13 protein-coding genes and 1 pseudogene are annotated in these 17,852 nt (G+C 52.7%); 10 read left to right on the top strand and 4 right to left on the bottom strand.

Translation table 11 applies throughout. The features are described from left to right. Positions 1–461 precede the first annotated feature (461 nt). The 10 genes from PN498_RS21425 to PN498_RS21380 all read left to right on the top strand — a co-directional run bounded on the left by PN498_RS21425 (position 462) and on the right by PN498_RS21380 (position 12,729). Positions 462–3,029 (top strand): adenylate/guanylate cyclase domain-containing protein, encoded by a 2,568-nt coding sequence (locus PN498_RS21425; protein WP_272065449.1) that lies wholly within the window; start codon positions 462–464, stop codon positions 3,027–3,029. A 12-nt stretch (positions 3,030–3,041) separates the two neighbouring features. Then, positions 3,042–3,773 (top strand): phosphoribosylaminoimidazolesuccinocarboxamide synthase, encoded by a 732-nt coding sequence (gene purC / locus PN498_RS21420; RefSeq protein WP_272065448.1) that lies wholly within the window; start codon positions 3,042–3,044, stop codon positions 3,771–3,773. 126 nt (positions 3,774–3,899) lie between these two features. Then, complete coding sequence (locus PN498_RS21415) at positions 3,900–6,296, top strand: BamA/TamA family outer membrane protein (RefSeq protein WP_272065447.1); 2,397 nt, start codon at positions 3,900–3,902, stop codon at positions 6,294–6,296. Between the two features lie 4 nt (positions 6,297–6,300). Beyond that, positions 6,301–7,185 (top strand): UDP-3-O-acyl-N-acetylglucosamine deacetylase, encoded by an 885-nt coding sequence (gene lpxC / locus PN498_RS21410; protein ID WP_272065446.1) that lies wholly within the window; start codon positions 6,301–6,303, stop codon positions 7,183–7,185. Between the two features lie 123 nt (positions 7,186–7,308). Further along, positions 7,309–7,824, top strand: coding sequence for a 3-hydroxyacyl-ACP dehydratase FabZ (fabZ, locus tag PN498_RS21405; protein WP_272065445.1), 516 nt, complete (start codon positions 7,309–7,311; stop codon positions 7,822–7,824). Positions 7,825–7,891: 67 nt separating this feature from the next. After that, complete coding sequence (lpxA, locus tag PN498_RS21400) at positions 7,892–8,725, top strand: acyl-ACP--UDP-N-acetylglucosamine O-acyltransferase (RefSeq protein WP_272065444.1); 834 nt, start codon at positions 7,892–7,894, stop codon at positions 8,723–8,725. After that, complete coding sequence (gene lpxB / locus PN498_RS21395; protein WP_272065443.1) at positions 8,725–9,957, top strand: lipid-A-disaccharide synthase; 1,233 nt, start codon at positions 8,725–8,727, stop codon at positions 9,955–9,957. Before lpxA ends, lpxB begins: the two co-directional genes overlap by 1 nt. A gap of 80 nt (positions 9,958–10,037) precedes the next feature. Next, positions 10,038–11,564 (top strand): CPBP family intramembrane glutamic endopeptidase, encoded by a 1,527-nt coding sequence (locus tag PN498_RS21390; RefSeq protein WP_272065442.1) that lies wholly within the window; start codon positions 10,038–10,040, stop codon positions 11,562–11,564. A 130-nt stretch (positions 11,565–11,694) separates the two neighbouring features. Then, positions 11,695–12,015, top strand: coding sequence for a hypothetical protein (locus PN498_RS21385; protein ID WP_272065441.1), 321 nt, complete (start codon positions 11,695–11,697; stop codon positions 12,013–12,015). A gap of 18 nt (positions 12,016–12,033) precedes the next feature. Next, complete coding sequence (locus tag PN498_RS21380; RefSeq protein WP_272065440.1) at positions 12,034–12,729, top strand: aspartate/glutamate racemase family protein; 696 nt, start codon at positions 12,034–12,036, stop codon at positions 12,727–12,729. Positions 12,730–12,745: 16 nt separating this feature from the next. Here PN498_RS21380 and PN498_RS21375 read toward each other — a convergent pair whose 3' ends face one another. The 4 genes and pseudogenes from PN498_RS21375 to PN498_RS21360 form a co-directional block, all read right to left on the bottom strand. Further along, a complete protein-coding gene (locus PN498_RS21375) occupies positions 12,746–14,089 on the bottom strand; it encodes a TldD/PmbA family protein (protein ID WP_272065439.1) in 1,344 nt (447 codons plus the stop codon). 117 nt (positions 14,090–14,206) lie between these two features. After that, positions 14,207–15,511 carry a ribulose bisphosphate carboxylase small subunit gene (locus tag PN498_RS21370; protein WP_272065563.1) on the bottom strand — a complete coding sequence of 435 codons (1,305 nt, stop codon included), beginning with the start codon at positions 15,509–15,511 and terminating at the stop codon, positions 14,207–14,209. A 560-nt stretch (positions 15,512–16,071) separates the two neighbouring features. Next, complete coding sequence (locus PN498_RS21365; protein WP_272065438.1) at positions 16,072–16,743, bottom strand: response regulator transcription factor; 672 nt, start codon at positions 16,741–16,743, stop codon at positions 16,072–16,074. 275 nt (positions 16,744–17,018) lie between these two features. Next, positions 17,019–17,852, bottom strand: a pseudogene (locus PN498_RS21360) (cell division protein FtsH); the annotation flags it as partial.

Below are 17,852 nucleotides of genomic sequence, written 5' to 3'. Positions count from 1 at the left end.
TCAGTCTGAGTAACAATAAATCGTTTTTGTCTCGGTTATTTCGGAAAATGATTTCTTTCCTCTGTATGTTGTCTTGTGAATCCCTGCTCGCTTTTGTAGAATCAGGCTGCTCACTTGAGTGTCGTCTCTTGATGATATGCGGGTAGACTCAGGCAAACCAATAGGTCATTATGAATTAAAACACCTTATTTTTTAATTCATATTGGCATCTATGTTTGTGTATTTAATTGAGTCACTGGTTAATCTGTAGAGCACACGCCCTTAGTACGTCTGTTCAAATCACTTAGCGGTAGAGTAGTAGGTATCGGGCTGTCACTCAGAGTTTTCTCTGTGCATAAGACGTCTGGCTGGAATTGAGTTGGACGATTGAAAATTGAGTCAAACTTTGTCACGATCGCCGGCGTCCCAACCTGCTCTTATTTTTTCCCTCTCATCTTCATTGCTTATAGCAGCGATCCACTATGGCACCGTCTAACTCAAGCATGTTGGCGACCTTCTCCCAAGCGAATCGGCAAGGGAGTCTGACCCATCGGGTAAAAGATTTGCCCGCTCCGCAATTCATTAATCTCTTAGAGCAGATCACACGAGAGTTTGAGCATTTTCTCCGGGCGATCGACATGATCAACAACGAAGCCTTGGAGACGATGCTGGAGCAAATCCTGGAGGCGTTCACTCTGAAAATTGGTCAGATTCTCCACGCTGATCGCACGACCATTTTTATGGTGGATTGGGATAAACAAGAACTTTGGTCCAAAATTGCTCAGGGAGACGGTGAAGGACGCTTAGAAATTCGCATTCCGTTAGGAAGAGGCGTCGCTGGACATGCTGCCGCTTCAGGGGAATGTCTTAATATTGCTGATGCTTATTCGAGCAGTCTATTTAGCAGTAAAACGGATCAGGAGACGGGCTATCGGACCCATAGCATCCTCTGTATTCCCGTTTTCAATAAAACCGAGGAAACGGTTGTTGCCGTCGTTCAGCTGTTGAATAAGCTGGACTCCAACGGTAAGCCGATCCCTTTCGACAGCCAGGATGAGCGCAGCTTTCGGGAGTTTGCCTCGTCTATTGGGATCATCTTGGAAAGCTGCAATTCTTTCTACATTGCAGCTCGAAATCAGAAGGGCGTGTCTTCGCTGTTGAAGGCGATCTCTTCTTTGGAGCAAAGTTTGGAACTGGAGAAGACCCTCCAGTCCGTTATGGCAGAGGCCCGAGATTTGATGAATGCAGACCGGAGCACGCTTTGGCTTATCGATGAGGCCAAGAATGAGCTGTGGTCGAAGGTGAAGTCGGGCGATGAACAGACGCTGATGGAGTTACGTATTCCAGCGGATCGAGGCATTGTGGGATTTGTCGCCTCTACCGGGGAGACGCTGAACATTCCCCATGCGTACCAAGATCCCCGATTTGACCCCTCCTCAGATAAGATAACGGGCTATCAAACTCGCAATATTCTCTGTATGCCTGTGTTTGATTCCTCTAGCAAGCTGATAGCGGTCACTCAGCTAATCAACAAGAAGCAAGGGTCTTTCAACAGCTCTGATGAGGAATTTATGCGGGCGTTCAACATTCAGGCAGGGATTGCGCTGGAGAATGCTCAGCTGTTTGAGAATGTTCTGGTGGAAAAGCAGTACCAGAAAGACATTCTGCAAAGCCTGTCAGACGCTGTTATTTCCACGGACATGAGTGGTCGAGTTGTCACAATCAATGACGCGGCTCTGGAACTTTTGGGCTGTCCTGAATCAACCGATGATAGCGATCGCACCCTGCGAGATGCTTGGGAGCAACAGCTCGTCAATCGCTATGTCTGGGAGATCATTCCGATTGAAAAACTCCAGTTTCGCTTAGAAGACAGCCTAGAGACGGGGGCTAAGCACTATGTGCCAGAACAAACGCTGAAGATGGCAGCGCCGATTACAACAGCGATGCTGGCGAATCAGCCTCCAGCTCCCGCCGATGCGCTGCTGCTGCTACCCGACTTGAGTGATCCCGATCAGTTCTGGCCTTGGGGTCACAAGCACGACACAGTTCCCTTCAATCGTAGACAGGTGCAGATCCTGGAGCGGAGCATCAATTTAACGGTTAATCCCCTCACGAATCCTGAAGGTGGGGTGCGTGGCGGTCTGTTGGTATTGGAAGATATCAGCCAAGAGAAGCGGATGAAGACAACGCTCTATCGCTACATGACGCCGGGCGTGGCTGAGCGAGTGATGGCATTGGGTGAGGACATGCTGATGCGGGGCGAGCGGCGAGAGGTCACGGTTCTCTTTTCAGATATTCGAGGCTACACAACGCTTACCGAGAATCTGGAAGCCGACAAAGTGGTGGAGATGCTCAATGCCTATTTCGAGACGATGGTGGAAGCCGTTTTTACCTTTGAAGGCACCCTGGATAAGTTCATTGGAGATGCCATCATGGCGGTCTATGGTGCTCCTTTGCCGTTACAAAATCATGCTTGGGCAGCCGTCCAATCTGCCTTAGATATGCGTCAGCGGTTGGTCACCTTCAACGAGGAGCGTGTCGCTCAGAGTCAGCCCAAAGTTCGTATTGGTATCGGCATCAGCTCTGGGGAAGTCGTTTCTGGAAACATTGGGTCGCAGCGCAAGATGGAATACACCGTGATTGGCGATGGTGTTAACCTCAGCTCGCGTCTAGAAGGCGTCACGAAACAGTACGGCTGTGACATCGTGTTAAGTGAACACACCTACGAGCTTTGCAAAGACAAAATATGGGTGCGTGAACTCGATAAAACCCGTGTGAAAGGCAAAACTCAGCCTGTCAGCATTTTTGAACTGCTGGATTTCAAAAAGAATCCCCTCGACCAGACCATGCAAGACTTTTTGGAACTGTATCAAGAGGGTCGTACTGCCTATACCAGTATGCAGTTCAAGAAGGCGATTAAAATTTTCGAGAAGGCGGCTGAGTTGAAAACTGATCGCGCTGTCGGTATTCATATCAACCGTGCCCGAGCTTATCTGAACAACCCACCGCCGCCTGACTGGGATGGGGTGCACACGATGACAACGAAGTAGAGACGATTCACGATGGAACGCCAGCAGGTTTATGAAGGTAAGGCTAAGGTCCTGTATTCAACGGAGGATCCCGGCGTTCTAGTTAGCTATTTCAAAGATGATGCAACGGCGTTTAACGCTCAAAAAAAGGGCCAAATTGCCGATAAGGGCAAGCTCAACTGCACGATCGCAACCCATCTGTTTCGACTCCTTGAATCTCAGGGCATTTCGACGCACTGGATCGAGACGATCAGCGATCGCGAAATGCAAGTCCGCCGAGTTGACATCATTCCTCTAGAAGTGGTCGTTAGGAATGTGGCAGCGGGAAGTTTGTGTAAACAGACCGGGATAGCGTTGGGGACTCCGCTGAAGCCGAGTTTAGTGGAGTTCTATTACAAAAATGACGAACTGGGCGATCCGCTGCTGACCCGCGATCGCATTCGAGCCCTGCAACTGGCTGACGAGGCACAAATAAAAGACTTGATTCGTCTAGCTAATCAAATAAACACTGCTTTGCGGATTTTCTTTGAAAAGTGTCAAATCATCTTAGTTGACTTCAAGCTTGAGTTTGGCCTTGATGATCAAGGGAGCATTATTTTGGCCGACGAAATCAGCCCGGATACTTGCCGCCTTTGGGATCGAGTAGAAACAGACGCTTCTGCTCGCATTTTAGATAAAGACCGATTTCGAAAAGATTTAGGTCAAGTTGCTGAAGCTTATCAAGAAGTCCTTCAAAGAATTCTGGCCCAGATCAGCCTAAAGTAGTTCGCCCAATGCGGTAAAATCTTTCCGTTTATCGCAAAGGTCAGCAGAAACTGTTGAAACGTCATCCGTTTCAACACCTCAGCTAGCGCTTTTCTGTACTTTCCATTTACTTTAGTCGTAGCCAGTATGCGTCAATCCCCTAGCCTCATAGCACTTCTGACTCTTTCAGCGACATTGGGAATTGCCTCTCAAGCTCGCGGCGAAACCTTGCCAATCCTGGCAGAAGAGATCGGTGCCCGTACAGTTAGCGTTGCTGAGCTGGTTAATTCTCCTGAGCAGCCGGCCACCACGATCGCTCCCCTTGAGGTTGAGCGGGAGCCAGCGATCGCTGAAACCGAAGCATCTGCCGCTTCTGAGGAAACCCTTGAGGAGCCTGTTTCATCCGCAGCAAGCGCAGACACTCAAGTCGATCTGTCTTTCCCGAGCGGTGATAGTTCTGAAACGACTTCGACGTTTGTCAGCATTGATCAGCTAAACCAAGTCAGTGATGCCGCTAGCGAAAGTGCGGCTGATATCGCGACATCAGCCGCTGATATCTCAACCGAGGCTGTTGGCTTTGATGTCCGGTTCAATCTGGCTCAAACTGAGGAATTGCCTGAGCAACCGGACGATGTCCCTGCCGATAGCCCCGAAGAGGTAGCGCCAGAGGTCGAGACGCCTGATGTTATAGATGAGGCAGAGGACGACGAAGCGGATGAGGCGCTAGACGACGAGGAGACGGATGAGGCGGAGGACGAGGCGACTGCTGAGACTCAGGTGCTGGTGGCTGAGGTAGCAGTGGCCGACCCTACCGGACAGCCCATTGAATTGGAGCTAGAAGATACGGTCTATGATGCGATTGGTACTCGTCCTGGGCAGACCACGACGCGATCGCAAATTCAGCAAGACATCAACAATATTTTTGCCACTGGCTTCTTTGCTAACGTGCGGGCGGTTCCCTCGGATACGCCGCTCGGGGTCCGAGTGACTTACGTGGTAGAACCGAACCCGATACTCAGTCGAGTCGAAATCGAGGGGAGCGAAGTTCTGCCCACTGAAATCGTCGATGACATCTTCGAGCCCCAGTACGGAGAAATCATCAACCTTCTGGAATTCCAGGAGGGCATCCTCGAACTCAACAACTGGTATCAGGACAACGGCTATGTGTTGGCGCAGGTGATCGCCGCTCCAGCCATTGGCGAGGACGGTGTTGTCACGCTACAAGTCGCTGAAGGGGTCATCGAAGACATCAACATTCGGTTTATGACACAAGAGGGACTCACTGAAAACGAGGAGGGTGACCCCATTGCTGGGAAGACCCGAGACTTCATCATCCTGCGTGAATTTGAAACCGAGCCAGGGGACGTGTTCCAGCAAAATCAAATTCAAACGGATCTACAGCGAGCCTTTGGGTTAGGCATTTTTGATGATATTAGTCTGACGTTGAATCCGGGTGAGAAAGATCCCCGGCAGGTGGATGTCACCGTTAACGTTGTTGAGCGCAACACAGGATCCGTTGCTGCGGGTGTGGGCTTCAACTTCACTGGTGACTTGTTTGGGACGTTGAGCTATCGCCAAGACAACTTTGGTGGCAACAACCAGAAGTTTTCAGCTGAGGCGCAGCTCAGTACCCGAGATATTCTGTTCGACGTTAGCTTTACCGACCCGTGGATTGGTGGGGATCCTAACCGCACCTCCTATACCCTCAGCGGCTTTGCTCGTCGCTCCGTTTCCCTCGTCTTTGACGGCGGCGATAACGAAATCAATCTGGCGAATGACGATCGCGTTCGGATTCAACGGTTTGGCGGCGGTGTTACCTTCCGGCGTCCCCTCGGCAATAACTGGACGGCCTCTCTAGGGACGCTCTACCAGCGGATTCGAACAACCGATAGCGACGGGGATACCTTTACGGAAGACGAGGCTGGGAATCCACTCACGGCTAGCGGCACTGGAGCCGATGACTTGTGGACAGTGCAGTTTGGGGTGGTGCAGGATTTACGAAACGACTCCTTCGCGCCAACCAGTGGCTCCGTTCTGCGATTGGGGACTGAACAGTCGATTCCCTTGGGTCAGGGCAGTATCTTTTTCAATCGCCTCAGAGCCAGCTACAGCTACTACATTCCCGTTTCTCTCTTGAACTTCAATGAAGGTGCACAAACCATTGCTATCAATGTTCAGGGGGGAACCATCTTGGGCGACTTCCCACCCTATGAAGCATTCACCTTGGGGGGCACTAACTCAGTCCGGGGCTACGAGGAAGGCGAACTGGGAACCGGGCAGACCTATCTACAAGCGTCTGTGGAATATCGTTTCCCCCTCTTCTCATTCTTGGGAGGGGCTGTGTTCCTAGATGTGGGCAGCGATCTGGGCACGGGGGATTCAGTTCCTGGTTCACCTGGACCTGATCGGGATAAACCCGGTAGCGGTTTTGGGTATGGTGCTGGTGTCCGAGTCCAAACCCCCCTAGGTCCAATTCGGGTGGACTATGGCTTCAGCGATCAGGGTGACGGACGATTACACTTCGGTATTGGTGAACGGTTCTAAAACAATGACGCAGACAATCCCGTCCGGAATGAAAACAGCGGTTAGCACTTCGCTGCCGCAGCAGCAAACGGTTGAAAAGGCAGTGGCCCAAGTCGGGATTGGCCTGCACTCTGGCGTTGAAACTCAGGTGCGGATCCAACCGGCGGCAGCGCACACGGGGCGAGTGTTTGTCCGTACGGATTTGCCAGATGCACCTGTGATTCCAGCTCGGATTGAGGCGGTCAGACAGACAATGCTCTCGACGGAACTGGCGGTGGGTGACGCCACGGTGAGAACCGTTGAGCATCTACTGGCGGCAATGGCTGGTTTGGGGATCGACAATGCTCGGATTGAAGTGGATGGTCCGGAAATGCCGCTATTAGATGGCTCTGCCCAAGTTTGGGTAGAGGCTTTACAGGCAGCAGGGTGTCAGGTGCAATCAGGCGATCGCCCGGTCATCACTGTCAGTGAGCCCATTTGGGTGCGCGATCAGGATGCCTTTGTGGTTGCTATGCCTGCTCCAGCAGCCCGGTTCACCTATGGCATCGACTTTGATTTACCGGCAATTGGCAATCAGTGGTATAGCTGGTCGCCAGATACCCAGTCTTTTGTGGATGAGGTGGCTCCGGCTCGGACCTTTGGGCTAGCACACCAGATTGAGTATCTGCGGCAGCAGGGATTGATTAAAGGGGGCAGCCTGGAGAATGCTTTGGTGTGCGATCGCGAAGGTTGGGTCAATCCTCCCCTACGGTTTGAGAATGAGCCTGCTCGTCATAAGCTGCTGGACTTGATTGGCGACCTCAGCCTGCTAGGGGCGCTTCCGACAGCCCACGTCGTGGCCTACAAGGCTAGCCATGCCTTACACACTCAACTCGCTAAGGCACTTTCGCAGGCTACCGCCGTCATTTAGACTGCGCTCTGGCTGAAGACTGTTCCTTAAGATTTCCTTTGTAAATTAGCTCTCAAGTGGGAGAATTAGCAAAGACTCAAGACAGTAGCAGGATTTGGCTATTCAGCCATTGCGAAGAAACCGATGACAACCGTGGTAAACACTCATTCCAACCAAGGCACCTCCGCCGTGCAAGCCCCCCCGGAGGAGGTGACATCAGCTACCCCCAAAACAACGTTTACCCTGGAAGAAATTCAGGAACTGCTGCCCCATCGTTATCCCTTTGCCCTTGTGGATCGCATCCTTGACTATGTTCCAGGGGAAAGGGCGATTGGGATCAAAAACGTGACGTTTAACGAACCCCACTTTCAGGGGCACTTTCCAGGACGTCCTATCATGCCGGGTGTGCTGATTGTCGAGGCTATGGCCCAAGTCGGCGGTGTGGTGCTGACTCAACTGCCTGGAATTGATGGTCTCTGCATGTTTGCAGGCATCGACAAAGTGCGTTTCCGGCGGCCCGTGGTGCCTGGAGATCAGTTAGTCATGACGGTGACCTTGCTGACCGTTAAGCGCCAGCGGTTTGGCAAAATGCATGCCCGAGCGGAAGTCGAGGGTCAGTTGGTGTGTGAAGGAGACCTAATGTTCTCCGTTGTTGATTAGTGAAACCCTTTATTTGTTAACAATGTCTGTGCGTCTTACTGATACTCGGGGTTCTGGAGGCATGTCCTTGACTACGCTTATTCATCCAACAGCGGTGATTCATTCGGGGGCAACTCTCCATCCCACAGTCAAAGTCGGTCCCTATGCGGTGATTGGCGAAAAAGTTACGATTGGACCTGAAACAGACATTGGTGCCCACGTTGTGATTGACGGCCACACCGAGATTGGGGCGGGCAATCAAATTTTTCCAGGGGCGGTCATTGGCATCGAACCGCAGGACTTGAAGTACGACGGTTCGATCAGTCTGGTCAAAATTGGCGACAACAACCGCATTCGGGAGTACGTCACGATCAACCGCGCCACTCATGCTGGCGAGGCAACCGTGGTTGGGGATGACAATTTGCTGATGGCTTATGTGCATGTTGCTCACAACTGCGTCATTGGTAATCAGGTCATCATTGCTAATGCGGTCTCTTTGGCTGGCCATGTTGAAATTGAGTCTAATGCGGTCATTGGCGGCGTGTTGGGGATTCATCAGTTTGTCCAAATTGGGCGATTTGCCATGCTAGGCGGTATGAGCCGTATTGACCGCGATGTTCCTCCTTATATGGTTGTTGAAGGCAACCCGTGCCGAGTGCGGGGCCTGAATGTGGTAGGTTTGCGCCGAAGCGGGATTGCAGATTCAAAGGAAGGCCGTCTTTATCGAGAACTGAAGGAAGCCTATCGAGCTTTGTATCGTTCGGACCTGGCACTGCAAGAAGCCGTCTCTAGCTTGGACCAGTGGCCCAATAATGAACACGTTCAGCATCTTCAGGCGTTTCTGCAATCGTCTGCAAGCGGAGGCAAACGCCGTGGTCCAATGGCCGGTGATATTAGCAAGAAGTCCGGCACGGCAAGCTAATGGAGAATTCGCGCGATCGCTCAGTCCAGTGCCCTCCTCTCCACATTTTGGTGAGTACTGGAGAAGTTTCCGGTGATCTACAGGGCAGCTACTTGGTTCAGGCCTTGCATCGCCAAGCAAACGCTTTGGGTGTATCCCTGGAAGTGTCTGCGTTGGGCGGAAATCGTATGGCAACAGCGGGAGCTAAGCTGATTGGAGACACCACGCCAATCGGTTCTGTTGGCCTGCTGGAGGCGCTCCCCCATGCCATTCCTAGTTTTCTCATGCAGCGGCGGACACATCAGTTTTTGCGAGAGACGCAACCGGATTTGCTGGTCTTCATTGATTACATGGTGTCCAATTTATCCTTGGGAAAGTTTCTACAAAAACACTTTCCGAGTGTACCCACGGCTTACTACATTGCTCCTCAACAGTGGGTATGGGCTTTTAATCAGAAGGACACTCAGGCGTTAGTCGACATTTCGGACCGAATGGTAGCGGTTTTTCCACAAGAAGCCGAATACTATCGTCGATATGGTGCTGACGTAAGCTATTTTGGCCATCCCTTGGTAGACAAGTTGGAGTCGCCTCCAGAACGAGCTGTCGCCCGGCAAAAGCTGGGAATAGCACCCGATGCTCAAGTCGTGACGCTGCTGCCAGCGTCTCGTTATCAGGAAGTGAACTATATTCTGCCGCTGATGCTATCGGTAGCTGAACAGATTCAACGATCGCAGCCGCAAGTCGAATTCCTGATTCCCCTTTCGATGAATCAGCTCCGCTCTAGAATTGAGGCCGCGATCGCTCGTTCATCGATCAACGCTCGCCTGATCGACAACGATAGCTTGCAGGCGATCGCGGCGGCTGATCTGGTGCTCAACAAATCTGGCACCGTTAATCTAGAAGTCGCTTTGATGAACGTGCCGCAGATTGTCATTTATCGCCTCAATCCTATTACCGCCCGTGTTGCCTACTATTTGCTCAACTTCAAAGTCGATTTTGTTTCCCCGGTTAATCTATTTCTCAATGAACAGATTGTGCCGGAGTTCATTCAGTGGGAAGCGACCGTCGAAAGCATTACCGCTGCCAGTCTGAGGCTATTGGAGGACACCGACGCTCGTCAGGCCATGCTGGTAGGCTATGGCAAACTGCGAGAGCGTATGGGGCAGCCGGGGGTGTGCGATCGCGTGGCAGCTCACCTGCTGGACTTCGCACTTCAGCATCGACAACTGTTGCCGGCAGCCTGTTCCCGCTGACAACCTGCCGGAACCCTGTCGCTAAGGCAAAATAGCAGGTACGCTGAAAAGCAGTGCCTTGCTGACTCAATATTTCCGATATGGATACCGAAATTTCACCTCAGTTTCCTACGACAATTCGTCGCATCTTGCTGATCCTCATGACGGTGATTGTCAGCGTCCTCATGGGCGGTGCGCTCGTTGCTAGTTGGAATGAACCCCAGGTCGCTAGCCGATTGGAACTGTATCAAACCGATTTGCTGTTGCAGGCCACTGCGTGGGAGGGGGACGGCTTCTCCGAAGAGCAGGTCACACTACTCCGCCGCAATCTGCTTGGGGAAGAACCCTTGCGGGAAGCTCAAAAGACCTATGAGTCGGTCCGTAAAACGGCGCTGGCAACCCTGGAAGAGACTACAGCAATCGCCCCCGAACAGTCTTCCCCTCGCTTACAGACGGCTTTGGAGGGACAGGCCGAACTCCTGGACTTGCTGGACTTGCGATTGGGAATTCTCGAAGCGGAACAGGGGAACGTCTCAGAGGCCCTGACCCATTGGCAGGCGGTGAAAGAGCGACAGGCGAGAGGCAGTCAGCTTTGGCTCACTGCTGATACACTGACTCAGCTTTGGCAGGGTGATGCTGTACCTGCCGATAGCGAGGTGCTGCTCGACCAAACCTTACAGGGCTGGTTTCGCAATCGGGCGTTGGAAGAACTGTACGATCGCACCCAAGCCTCCGAAAAGCTGGCGCAGATTCAGGCCGCAGAGACGGAGAACGCGGAGGGCCTGCTGATCACCTTGGCAACTGTCGGTGTTCTGCCCGCGATTGGCTCTCTTTTAGGAATCGGCTTACTCATCTTCATTGGCTTGCAGCGATTGGTGAAAGGTGCTGATTCCCTGCTTGCCCGAAATCGCGATCAGCGTTGGGAAACGCCGTGGTCGGCTGAAACGATCTGGCTGGTGGTGGTCGGCGGATTTTTGTTTATGGGGCAACTGGTTGTCCCCTTGCTGATCAGTCCCCTTAGAGGACCGTTAGCTACCCAGGGTATTCGCGGTCAGGCTCTATTTGCTTTGGCCTATTACTTAACCATGTCAGTCGGGGCGATCGCGGTTCTCTTTTTTGCCCTCCGGTCCTATCGCCCTCTCCCCAAAGGCTGGTTCCGGTTCAATTTTCGAAGTAACTGGTTTCTATGGGGAATTGGCGGCTACATTGTGGCGCTCCCTTTAATGCTGACGGTCTCGGTTCTGAATCAGCAGATTTGGCAGGGGCAAGGCGGCAGCAATCCCCTATTGCAAACGGTCCTTGAGGCCCAAGATCCAGCGGCCCTCACGATCTTCTTCATCACTGCTTCTGTCGCTGCGCCTCTGTTCGAAGAATTTCTGTTTAGAGGGTTTTTGCTTCCCTCTTTGACCCGATACATGTCGGTCGGCAATGCCATTGTGCTGAGCAGTTTCGTATTTGCGATCGCCCACCTCAGTCTGTCAGAGGTTTTGCCCTTGATGGTGTTGGGCATGATTTTAGGTGTCGTGTATACGCGATCTCGGAATTTACTCGCTCCCATGCTGCTCCATAGCGCCTGGAACAGTATCACGATGCTGGGGTTGTTTCTATTGGGCGGTAGTGCAAACTAATCACATTTTGGAGTTGCGATCGCTCAAATATCGCTTTGCTCATATTGTTTGGGTCAAGTCTGAAGGGAGTGAAGAGTGGGGAATAGGGAGTGGGGAGTAGTTGAGTAGAAAAGAGAAACCGGTTCCCGTGATGATGACGCGAGTATTGGGTTTTGGCATAGCTTTAGCGGTGGGGTGTAGTTGCCTGCTGTCCTTTGCAGACGTGGCTCAAGCAGCGACCTGTCGTCAATCTGCCGGACAGGACATCTGCCTGGAAAGGGTCAAGCGCAGCGCTAAGTATCACTGGCGCTATCGAGTGGACGCAACAATAGATGGCAAGCGACAACCGCTGACCCGATATGACTGCCGCGATCGCACCCAAACTCCCATGGCCGGTCCATTCAAAGACGTGACGGTAGAATTTGAGGCGGACGGAGTTGGCGCTCTCGTTTGTCAGATTTTGCGTCGGTAGGAGAATGGAGATCGAGATATGAGGACGATCGCGCTGTTAGGCGGAATGAGCTGGGAAAGTACGGTGCTGTACTACCAGCAGATTAACGAAGGGGTGAAAACGCGGCTGGGTGGACTGCATTCTGCCAAGATTGTGCTCCACAGCGTCGATTTTCACGAGATTGAGGTACTGCAACACCAAGGGGATTGGGCTGCCGCCGGAAAGGCGTTGGCCACAGCGGCGCGATCGCTACAGGCGGCGGGAGGTGACTTTCTGGTCATCTGCACCAACACGATGCACAAGGTCGTGCCTGAGATTGCCGCCGCCATCGATATGCCCATTTTGCACATTGCCGACGCTACCGCTGCGGCCATTAAAGCTCAAGGATTACAGACCGTTGGCCTGTTAGGAACTCAGTTCACGATGGAGCAGGCGTTTTACAAAGATCGACTGATGGAGCAGCATGGACTGAGCGTGCTGGTGCCAGAAGCGGGCGATCGCGCTACGATTCACCGCATCATCTACGACGAACTTTGTCTAGGTAAAATCAGCCCCGCCTCCCGCCAGGAATACTTGACCATCATCAACCGGCTGAAAGCGGCAGGCGCAGAAGGCATTATTGCCGGCTGCACCGAGATCACCCTGCTGATTCAGCAAGCTGATTTGTCGATTCCCCTGCTCGACACCACAGCACTCCACGCCGCTGCCGCTGTTGATTTAGCCCTAAAAGAATGACGCAGACGTCTCAGGTTTAGCCTTCTCCGGTAATGGAGAGCGATTCAACCCAAATGCGGGGACAGACACCGCCGGGAGTGACTTCGGCTTCGGCTTCGACGTGAATGATGGATTTCAGCAAATCGCGGAAGTCGCCTGCAACGGTGGCTGATTCGATGCTGGTTTTCTCGCCTTTGTTGACCAACCAGCCGTCAAAAGGCAGTGAGAAAGAGCCTTGCAAAGCATTGACGCCCGCGTGAAGTGCCTGTACGTCATCAATAAAGACAACGTTTTCAGCGGTATCCAGACTCAGCGTCTCACTCGAAGGCTGTCCGGCCATAATGTGATAGAAGTTGGCATCGACGCTGACCTTGGCACCAATGCTGGCATGTCCGGTCGGCTCGGCTCCCATGCGTTTAGCGGTGCCTGCGCTGTGAATGAAATTGCGTAAAACGCCGTCTGTGATGATGGGCAGTCGTCGGGTGGGGGTGCCTTCGCCATCAAAGGTCTCAGCGCTGATGTTCTCGGCGTGGAGAGCATCGTCGTAGACGGTGAGTAGAGGAACAGCGACCTGCTCTCCTAGGGACTCTGCCGTAGACAGGCTGCGATTGTCCAAAATGCTCTGGGCATTGAACAGGTTGGAGAAGGCATCAAACAGACTTAAAAAGGCTTCTGCCGAGAAAACGACGGTGTATTTACCCGAATCAATCTTGTGATAATCCAGGTGGCTGATCGTTTTTTCGCTGGCCTCATCAATGCAGGCTTGAACGTCCAAACTGTTGAGACCGCGATCAAACTGCATGGCTCCAGCCGATCGCGGCTTGCGATTGTCTTGTTCTGTTTTGCTGTAGAGATAGACCGATGCGTAGCTGCGTCCCTCTTGCCGGAGCGCCCCCTCGCTGTTGAGGTAGAAGCGGTCCACATCGCGCTGGGCAATGCCGTTGTAGGGCACTGAAGCGATCGCGGGATGAGCTTCCAACAACTCTCGCTCAGCATCCACGAGGGTCTGGATTAGCTTTTGAACGTCGGCAGGGGCAGCCTTCTCATACTCCAATGCAGCCACGGGCGCGGTGGCCTCGGGACTAAAGTCGGGAACGTGATCTTTAGCGCCAAAAGTGCTGGCATCGGCGGCAGTCTGTAGCGCTAGGTCAATTCCATTGGGGTCAACATCCGTGGTGGTTGTCACGCCGACTAAACCCTGCTCGTTCCACACCCGCACAATGACGCTTGATCGCTGCGATGCCTTGACCTGTTTGGGTTCTCCCCTATCGACCTGAACACTCGTTTCGTCCACCGAGGACCCATACACGTCGTATTTTTGAATGCCTTGTTTCTTTGCACTGTCTGCGGCGTAACCCGCAATTTCTTGAAGCGTTGGCATAGTCGTTCGCTGACCCTTAACAATCACGTTTGTCTATTCTAAAAGGCTGCGCTGAGTCTTGGGCAAGCAGGATGAGGGTAGAGGGTAGAAAGAGGAACAACAGAGTCACGTCCTCCCTCATGTTTGATGGGGTCTTTGAATGATGTGTTCTAAAACGCGCTGTTTGTTTTTGGGGTCGATGCCGATTAAGCGCACATATTCGTCGGGGTAGTGGACTAGGCACTGTTCTAGGGTTGCGATCGCCTCGTTGGAGTCCTGGGCGTGAACGGTTGAGCAACTTTTCCAGGCATTGGTGCGGAAGCGGCGCTGATCGACGTGTTCCAAGCCAACACGGTAGCCCTGATTTAGCAAGGACTGTACGTGGTTGACGGTTTCGGTGGAGAGTTTGCTGCTGGATTGCGGATTAACTCGGAAGCTGACGGGTTGGGATTCGGAGGATTGAGAGGACTGGGAATTGCCGTTGCTGGTCGGGGCGTCGTAGGCACGATAGAACGGTTGGGTCGGCGGGCTAGCAGGTTGGCTGTGGGTAGGCAGCGATCGCTCCCGCAGGGCACGATTGTACTGATCGGCTAGCCGCATCTCTTGCAGATAACGCTGTTCGCTGACCATTTGCTGTCCCACGTCGAGGAGATGAGACAGGGTAAAGGTAGGTTTGGCAAACTGAAGTGGTTTATCGGAATTGACCACTTTGCTGGAGACGCTGCTGATGCCGACGGAGTGGATAAAGTCGCGAACCTGTTCGTCGTAGATGCGGGCACGCAGTGCCCCATAGAAGTCGATCGCCTGCTGGGGGAAGGTATCGACGAGCTGCTCGATAGCCCCCTGACCGAGGTTATCGGGTGCAAAAATGCCGCCGACAATGCCGATGCGATCGCTGCGGTCTGGCTGCCAATAAAACTTCTCCATGCGGCCATCTCTGACGAGGGGTTCGTAGAGGGTGGCAAAATCATTCCCGGTGACAATGATGGGTACTCGCTGGATGGGCTTGTCGTCGTAGCTGCCTGGGAGTTGAACATTAGTGGGGTTGTCCGCAATGTTCATCAGCGTGTTGTTGACGAGCTGAGTGTTGACGGTGTATTGGGTCATGGCGTCAAATCGCCCAGCCCCAGCGTCCAAATCGTTGATCATTAGAACAGCCATAACGCCGCGCACGCGCACGAGTTCAGCGGCTTCTCGATAGCGCAAGCGGATCAGTCGGGCCGGATCTCCTGCATCAGGACTCTCCAGTTCGCCCCCCGAGATATTCACAACCTCAATGCCCATGCGCTCATACACCAGTTCACAATGAAAGGTCTTGCCTTCTCCTTTGCGTCCGTGGATGCCTAGAATGAGCGGCACGCGCACGCCGTCTAAGTTCAAGTAATTTTTGGTGATGTGAACGGCAAGCTTGTCGAGGAAACGAGGGGAGATGTAGTAGGCCATTGAGAAATATTCGGAGTGGGGCGATCGCGCTATGACGCCATTGTGGCTACTGACCATTATCTCAGGAACGGTTCATTAAATTTTGGTCCTGTTCAGAGCAGCGTAATTCGCTGTTCGGTATGGCTAAGTTCAGAGACAATTAACCCGATAGCCAGTTCGATATAGCCCCTAAAATCCCCCAGTCTGCTATCCATTGATAAAGTCAGTCAAAGTTGACGACGGTAGGGCTTCTGGCTGCTGCTTACAATGGGTCATACGACGACTCTACCGGCTTCGTTATAGCGGGCGACTGGGGGAAATTTCTTTTTCTCAGCCCCCCAGCTTCGCGCGTCCTTCGGCCTACGACCAGGACGAATCCGCCGTCCTGGACCTCGCAGAAAGAGGGTTCAGTTGGGTCTTTTCAAGCTTTGGGCAGTATTTCCCCCTTTCCTTCCACAACCGGTGCTTGAGACCTGTGGCATACCCTCAATAGAACAATTTGCATGGAACGGATAACAATTTGGGGAATTTCAGGCAGTGACTTTCAGGTCAGAGTGACCCAATCACCTCAAGATTAAGCTTCAATCCACCAAATGATGATCCATGGCGAATCGGACGAGTTCTGCTCGGTTGCTGGTGTCGGTTTTACGGAGCAGGCTAGTCACGTACTTTTCGATGGTGCGGGGACTCAAGAACAGTGTGGCGGCAATTTGTGCGTTTGACATGCCTTCTGTCAGCAGGTCTAGCACGGATCGTTCGCGATCGGTGAAAGAAAAATTGAGGACGGGTTCCAGCGGCTCATTGGGGATAGTTGGCGTCTGATCGGCGGGTGGAACAGGTTCGGGAAGGGTTTGGTACTGCATCCAGGCGGTTTGGATGAGCTGCGATCGCGCCAGCAGGTTTTTCACCACGGCACCAATTTCATCTAGCTCAAAGGGCTTTTCAATGTAGACATCGCAGCCTACCTGATAGCCTTGCACCTTAGACTGAGTAGCCGTTCGAGCGGTCAGCAAGATAACAGGCAGCAACCGCCAAGCAGGCTGTTGACGCAGGCTTTTCAGAAAAGCATAGCCGTCAATCCGAGGCATGCTGATGTCTGTGATGATGAGCTGCGGCTGAAACTCACTGACAGCCTGTAGAGCTTTCCAGCCGTCCTCCGCGACGACAACAAGGTATCCCTCTAATTCGAGATAATCTTGCAAAGATATTCGCGTTCCCTCATCGTCTTCCACTACTAGGATAGTTAGCGGCATTATTTTGAATAGTTATTCAGCGAACCTAGGCCAGCTCCCCACCACTCCACACTAAAGGGTTCTGTGAATTCCCAGCCTAATTTGTTGCTGAAGTTCAACAAACTTCGTTGCCAAAGCCATGTCCTGAGGTGACCTGACCGAGAGCTTCTCGGCAATAGCCTAGTACCGCTACGCGGAATTCAAAATACTCTACGAGAAGAGCAAAGCTCTACAAAATTGAGGCAGATAAGCTTTCCGAGCGTTTTATAGGGTGAGCCTACTTCTGCCATAGTCTACTAGGCCGTCACTTCGGTGGGCGTTGCCCGCTTTTCAGGAATGTCAGTGTATTGTCTGACAATCTGCCTGAATTCGTCGCCTTCCATCGTTTCAACTTCCAGCAGGCGATCAACCAGATAATCAATTAGAGCACGGTTGTCTCGCAGGATTTCGCGGGCGCGGTTATAGCCGAAGTTGGCGATCGCCCTCACCTGTCGATCAATCTTAGAGGCCATTTCTTCGGAGTATTCCGAGCGGGGCATCATGTTGCGGCCTAAAAACACCTCATTGCCCATGCTTTCGAGAGCAACAGGGCCCAGGTCTGACATGCCGTAGAGCGTGACCATCTGCCGCGCCAAATTCGTCACCTGTTTGATGTCGCCACCTGCGCCTGTGCTCACCTCTAAATCGCCAAAGACCTCGGCCTCAGCGGCCAACCCCCCCAGCGCCACTGTGATGCGGTCTAACAGCCAGTTGCGAGTATAGAGCCCACTATCAATAACGTCCTCATCGGGTAGCGACTGGGTGAAGCCTTCGATGCCACCGGAGCGCGGAATGATAGTGACTTTATTGAGCGCATCGGCGTGCTTCAGTAGTGTAGTCAGCAAGGCGTGACCCACTTCGTGATAGGCCGTCATTTTCTTCCGATTGCTGTCCAGCAGCGGCGTTAGGCTTAAGCCAATGGTCAAACGGTCGATCGCGTCTTCCACGTCCTGCATGGTAATCGCTTCTTTGCGTCGCCGTGCTGTGAGAATAGCTGCTTCATTCAGTAGGTTAGCTAGCTCTGCTCCGGAAAAGCCCGGCGTGCGACGCGCGATCGCCTCCATTGAGACCTCGTCGTGGATTTTGTTTTT

It is taken from the genome of Oscillatoria sp. CS-180 (assembly GCF_028330965.1).
In the GTDB taxonomy this organism is placed as follows: domain Bacteria; phylum Cyanobacteriota; class Cyanobacteriia; order Phormidesmidales; family Phormidesmidaceae; genus Halomicronema.
The sequence above is the reverse complement of the archived record's forward strand: the minus strand, read 5'-3'. Positions and strand labels throughout refer to the sequence as shown.

Coding starts and splice junctions, on each gene's coding strand:
- PN498_RS21365 (WP_272065438.1), bottom strand. CDS start 16,743: ATGCCGCTAACTATCCTAGTAGTGGAAGACGATGAGGGAACGCGAATA.
- PN498_RS21415 (WP_272065447.1), top strand. CDS start 3,900: ATGCGTCAATCCCCTAGCCTCATAGCACTTCTGACTCTTTCAGCGACA.
- PN498_RS21425 (WP_272065449.1), top strand. CDS start 462: ATGGCACCGTCTAACTCAAGCATGTTGGCGACCTTCTCCCAAGCGAAT.
- PN498_RS21375 (WP_272065439.1), bottom strand. CDS start 14,089: ATGCCAACGCTTCAAGAAATTGCGGGTTACGCCGCAGACAGTGCAAAG.
- lpxC (WP_272065446.1), top strand. CDS start 6,301: ATGACGCAGACAATCCCGTCCGGAATGAAAACAGCGGTTAGCACTTCG.
- lpxB (WP_272065443.1), top strand. CDS start 8,725: ATGGAGAATTCGCGCGATCGCTCAGTCCAGTGCCCTCCTCTCCACATT.
- fabZ (WP_272065445.1), top strand. CDS start 7,309: ATGACAACCGTGGTAAACACTCATTCCAACCAAGGCACCTCCGCCGTG.
- PN498_RS21385 (WP_272065441.1), top strand. CDS start 11,695: ATGATGACGCGAGTATTGGGTTTTGGCATAGCTTTAGCGGTGGGGTGT.
- PN498_RS21370 (WP_272065563.1), bottom strand. CDS start 15,511: ATGGCCTACTACATCTCCCCTCGTTTCCTCGACAAGCTTGCCGTTCAC.
- PN498_RS21390 (WP_272065442.1), top strand. CDS start 10,038: ATGGATACCGAAATTTCACCTCAGTTTCCTACGACAATTCGTCGCATC.
- PN498_RS21380 (WP_272065440.1), top strand. CDS start 12,034: ATGAGGACGATCGCGCTGTTAGGCGGAATGAGCTGGGAAAGTACGGTG.
- purC (WP_272065448.1), top strand. CDS start 3,042: ATGGAACGCCAGCAGGTTTATGAAGGTAAGGCTAAGGTCCTGTATTCA.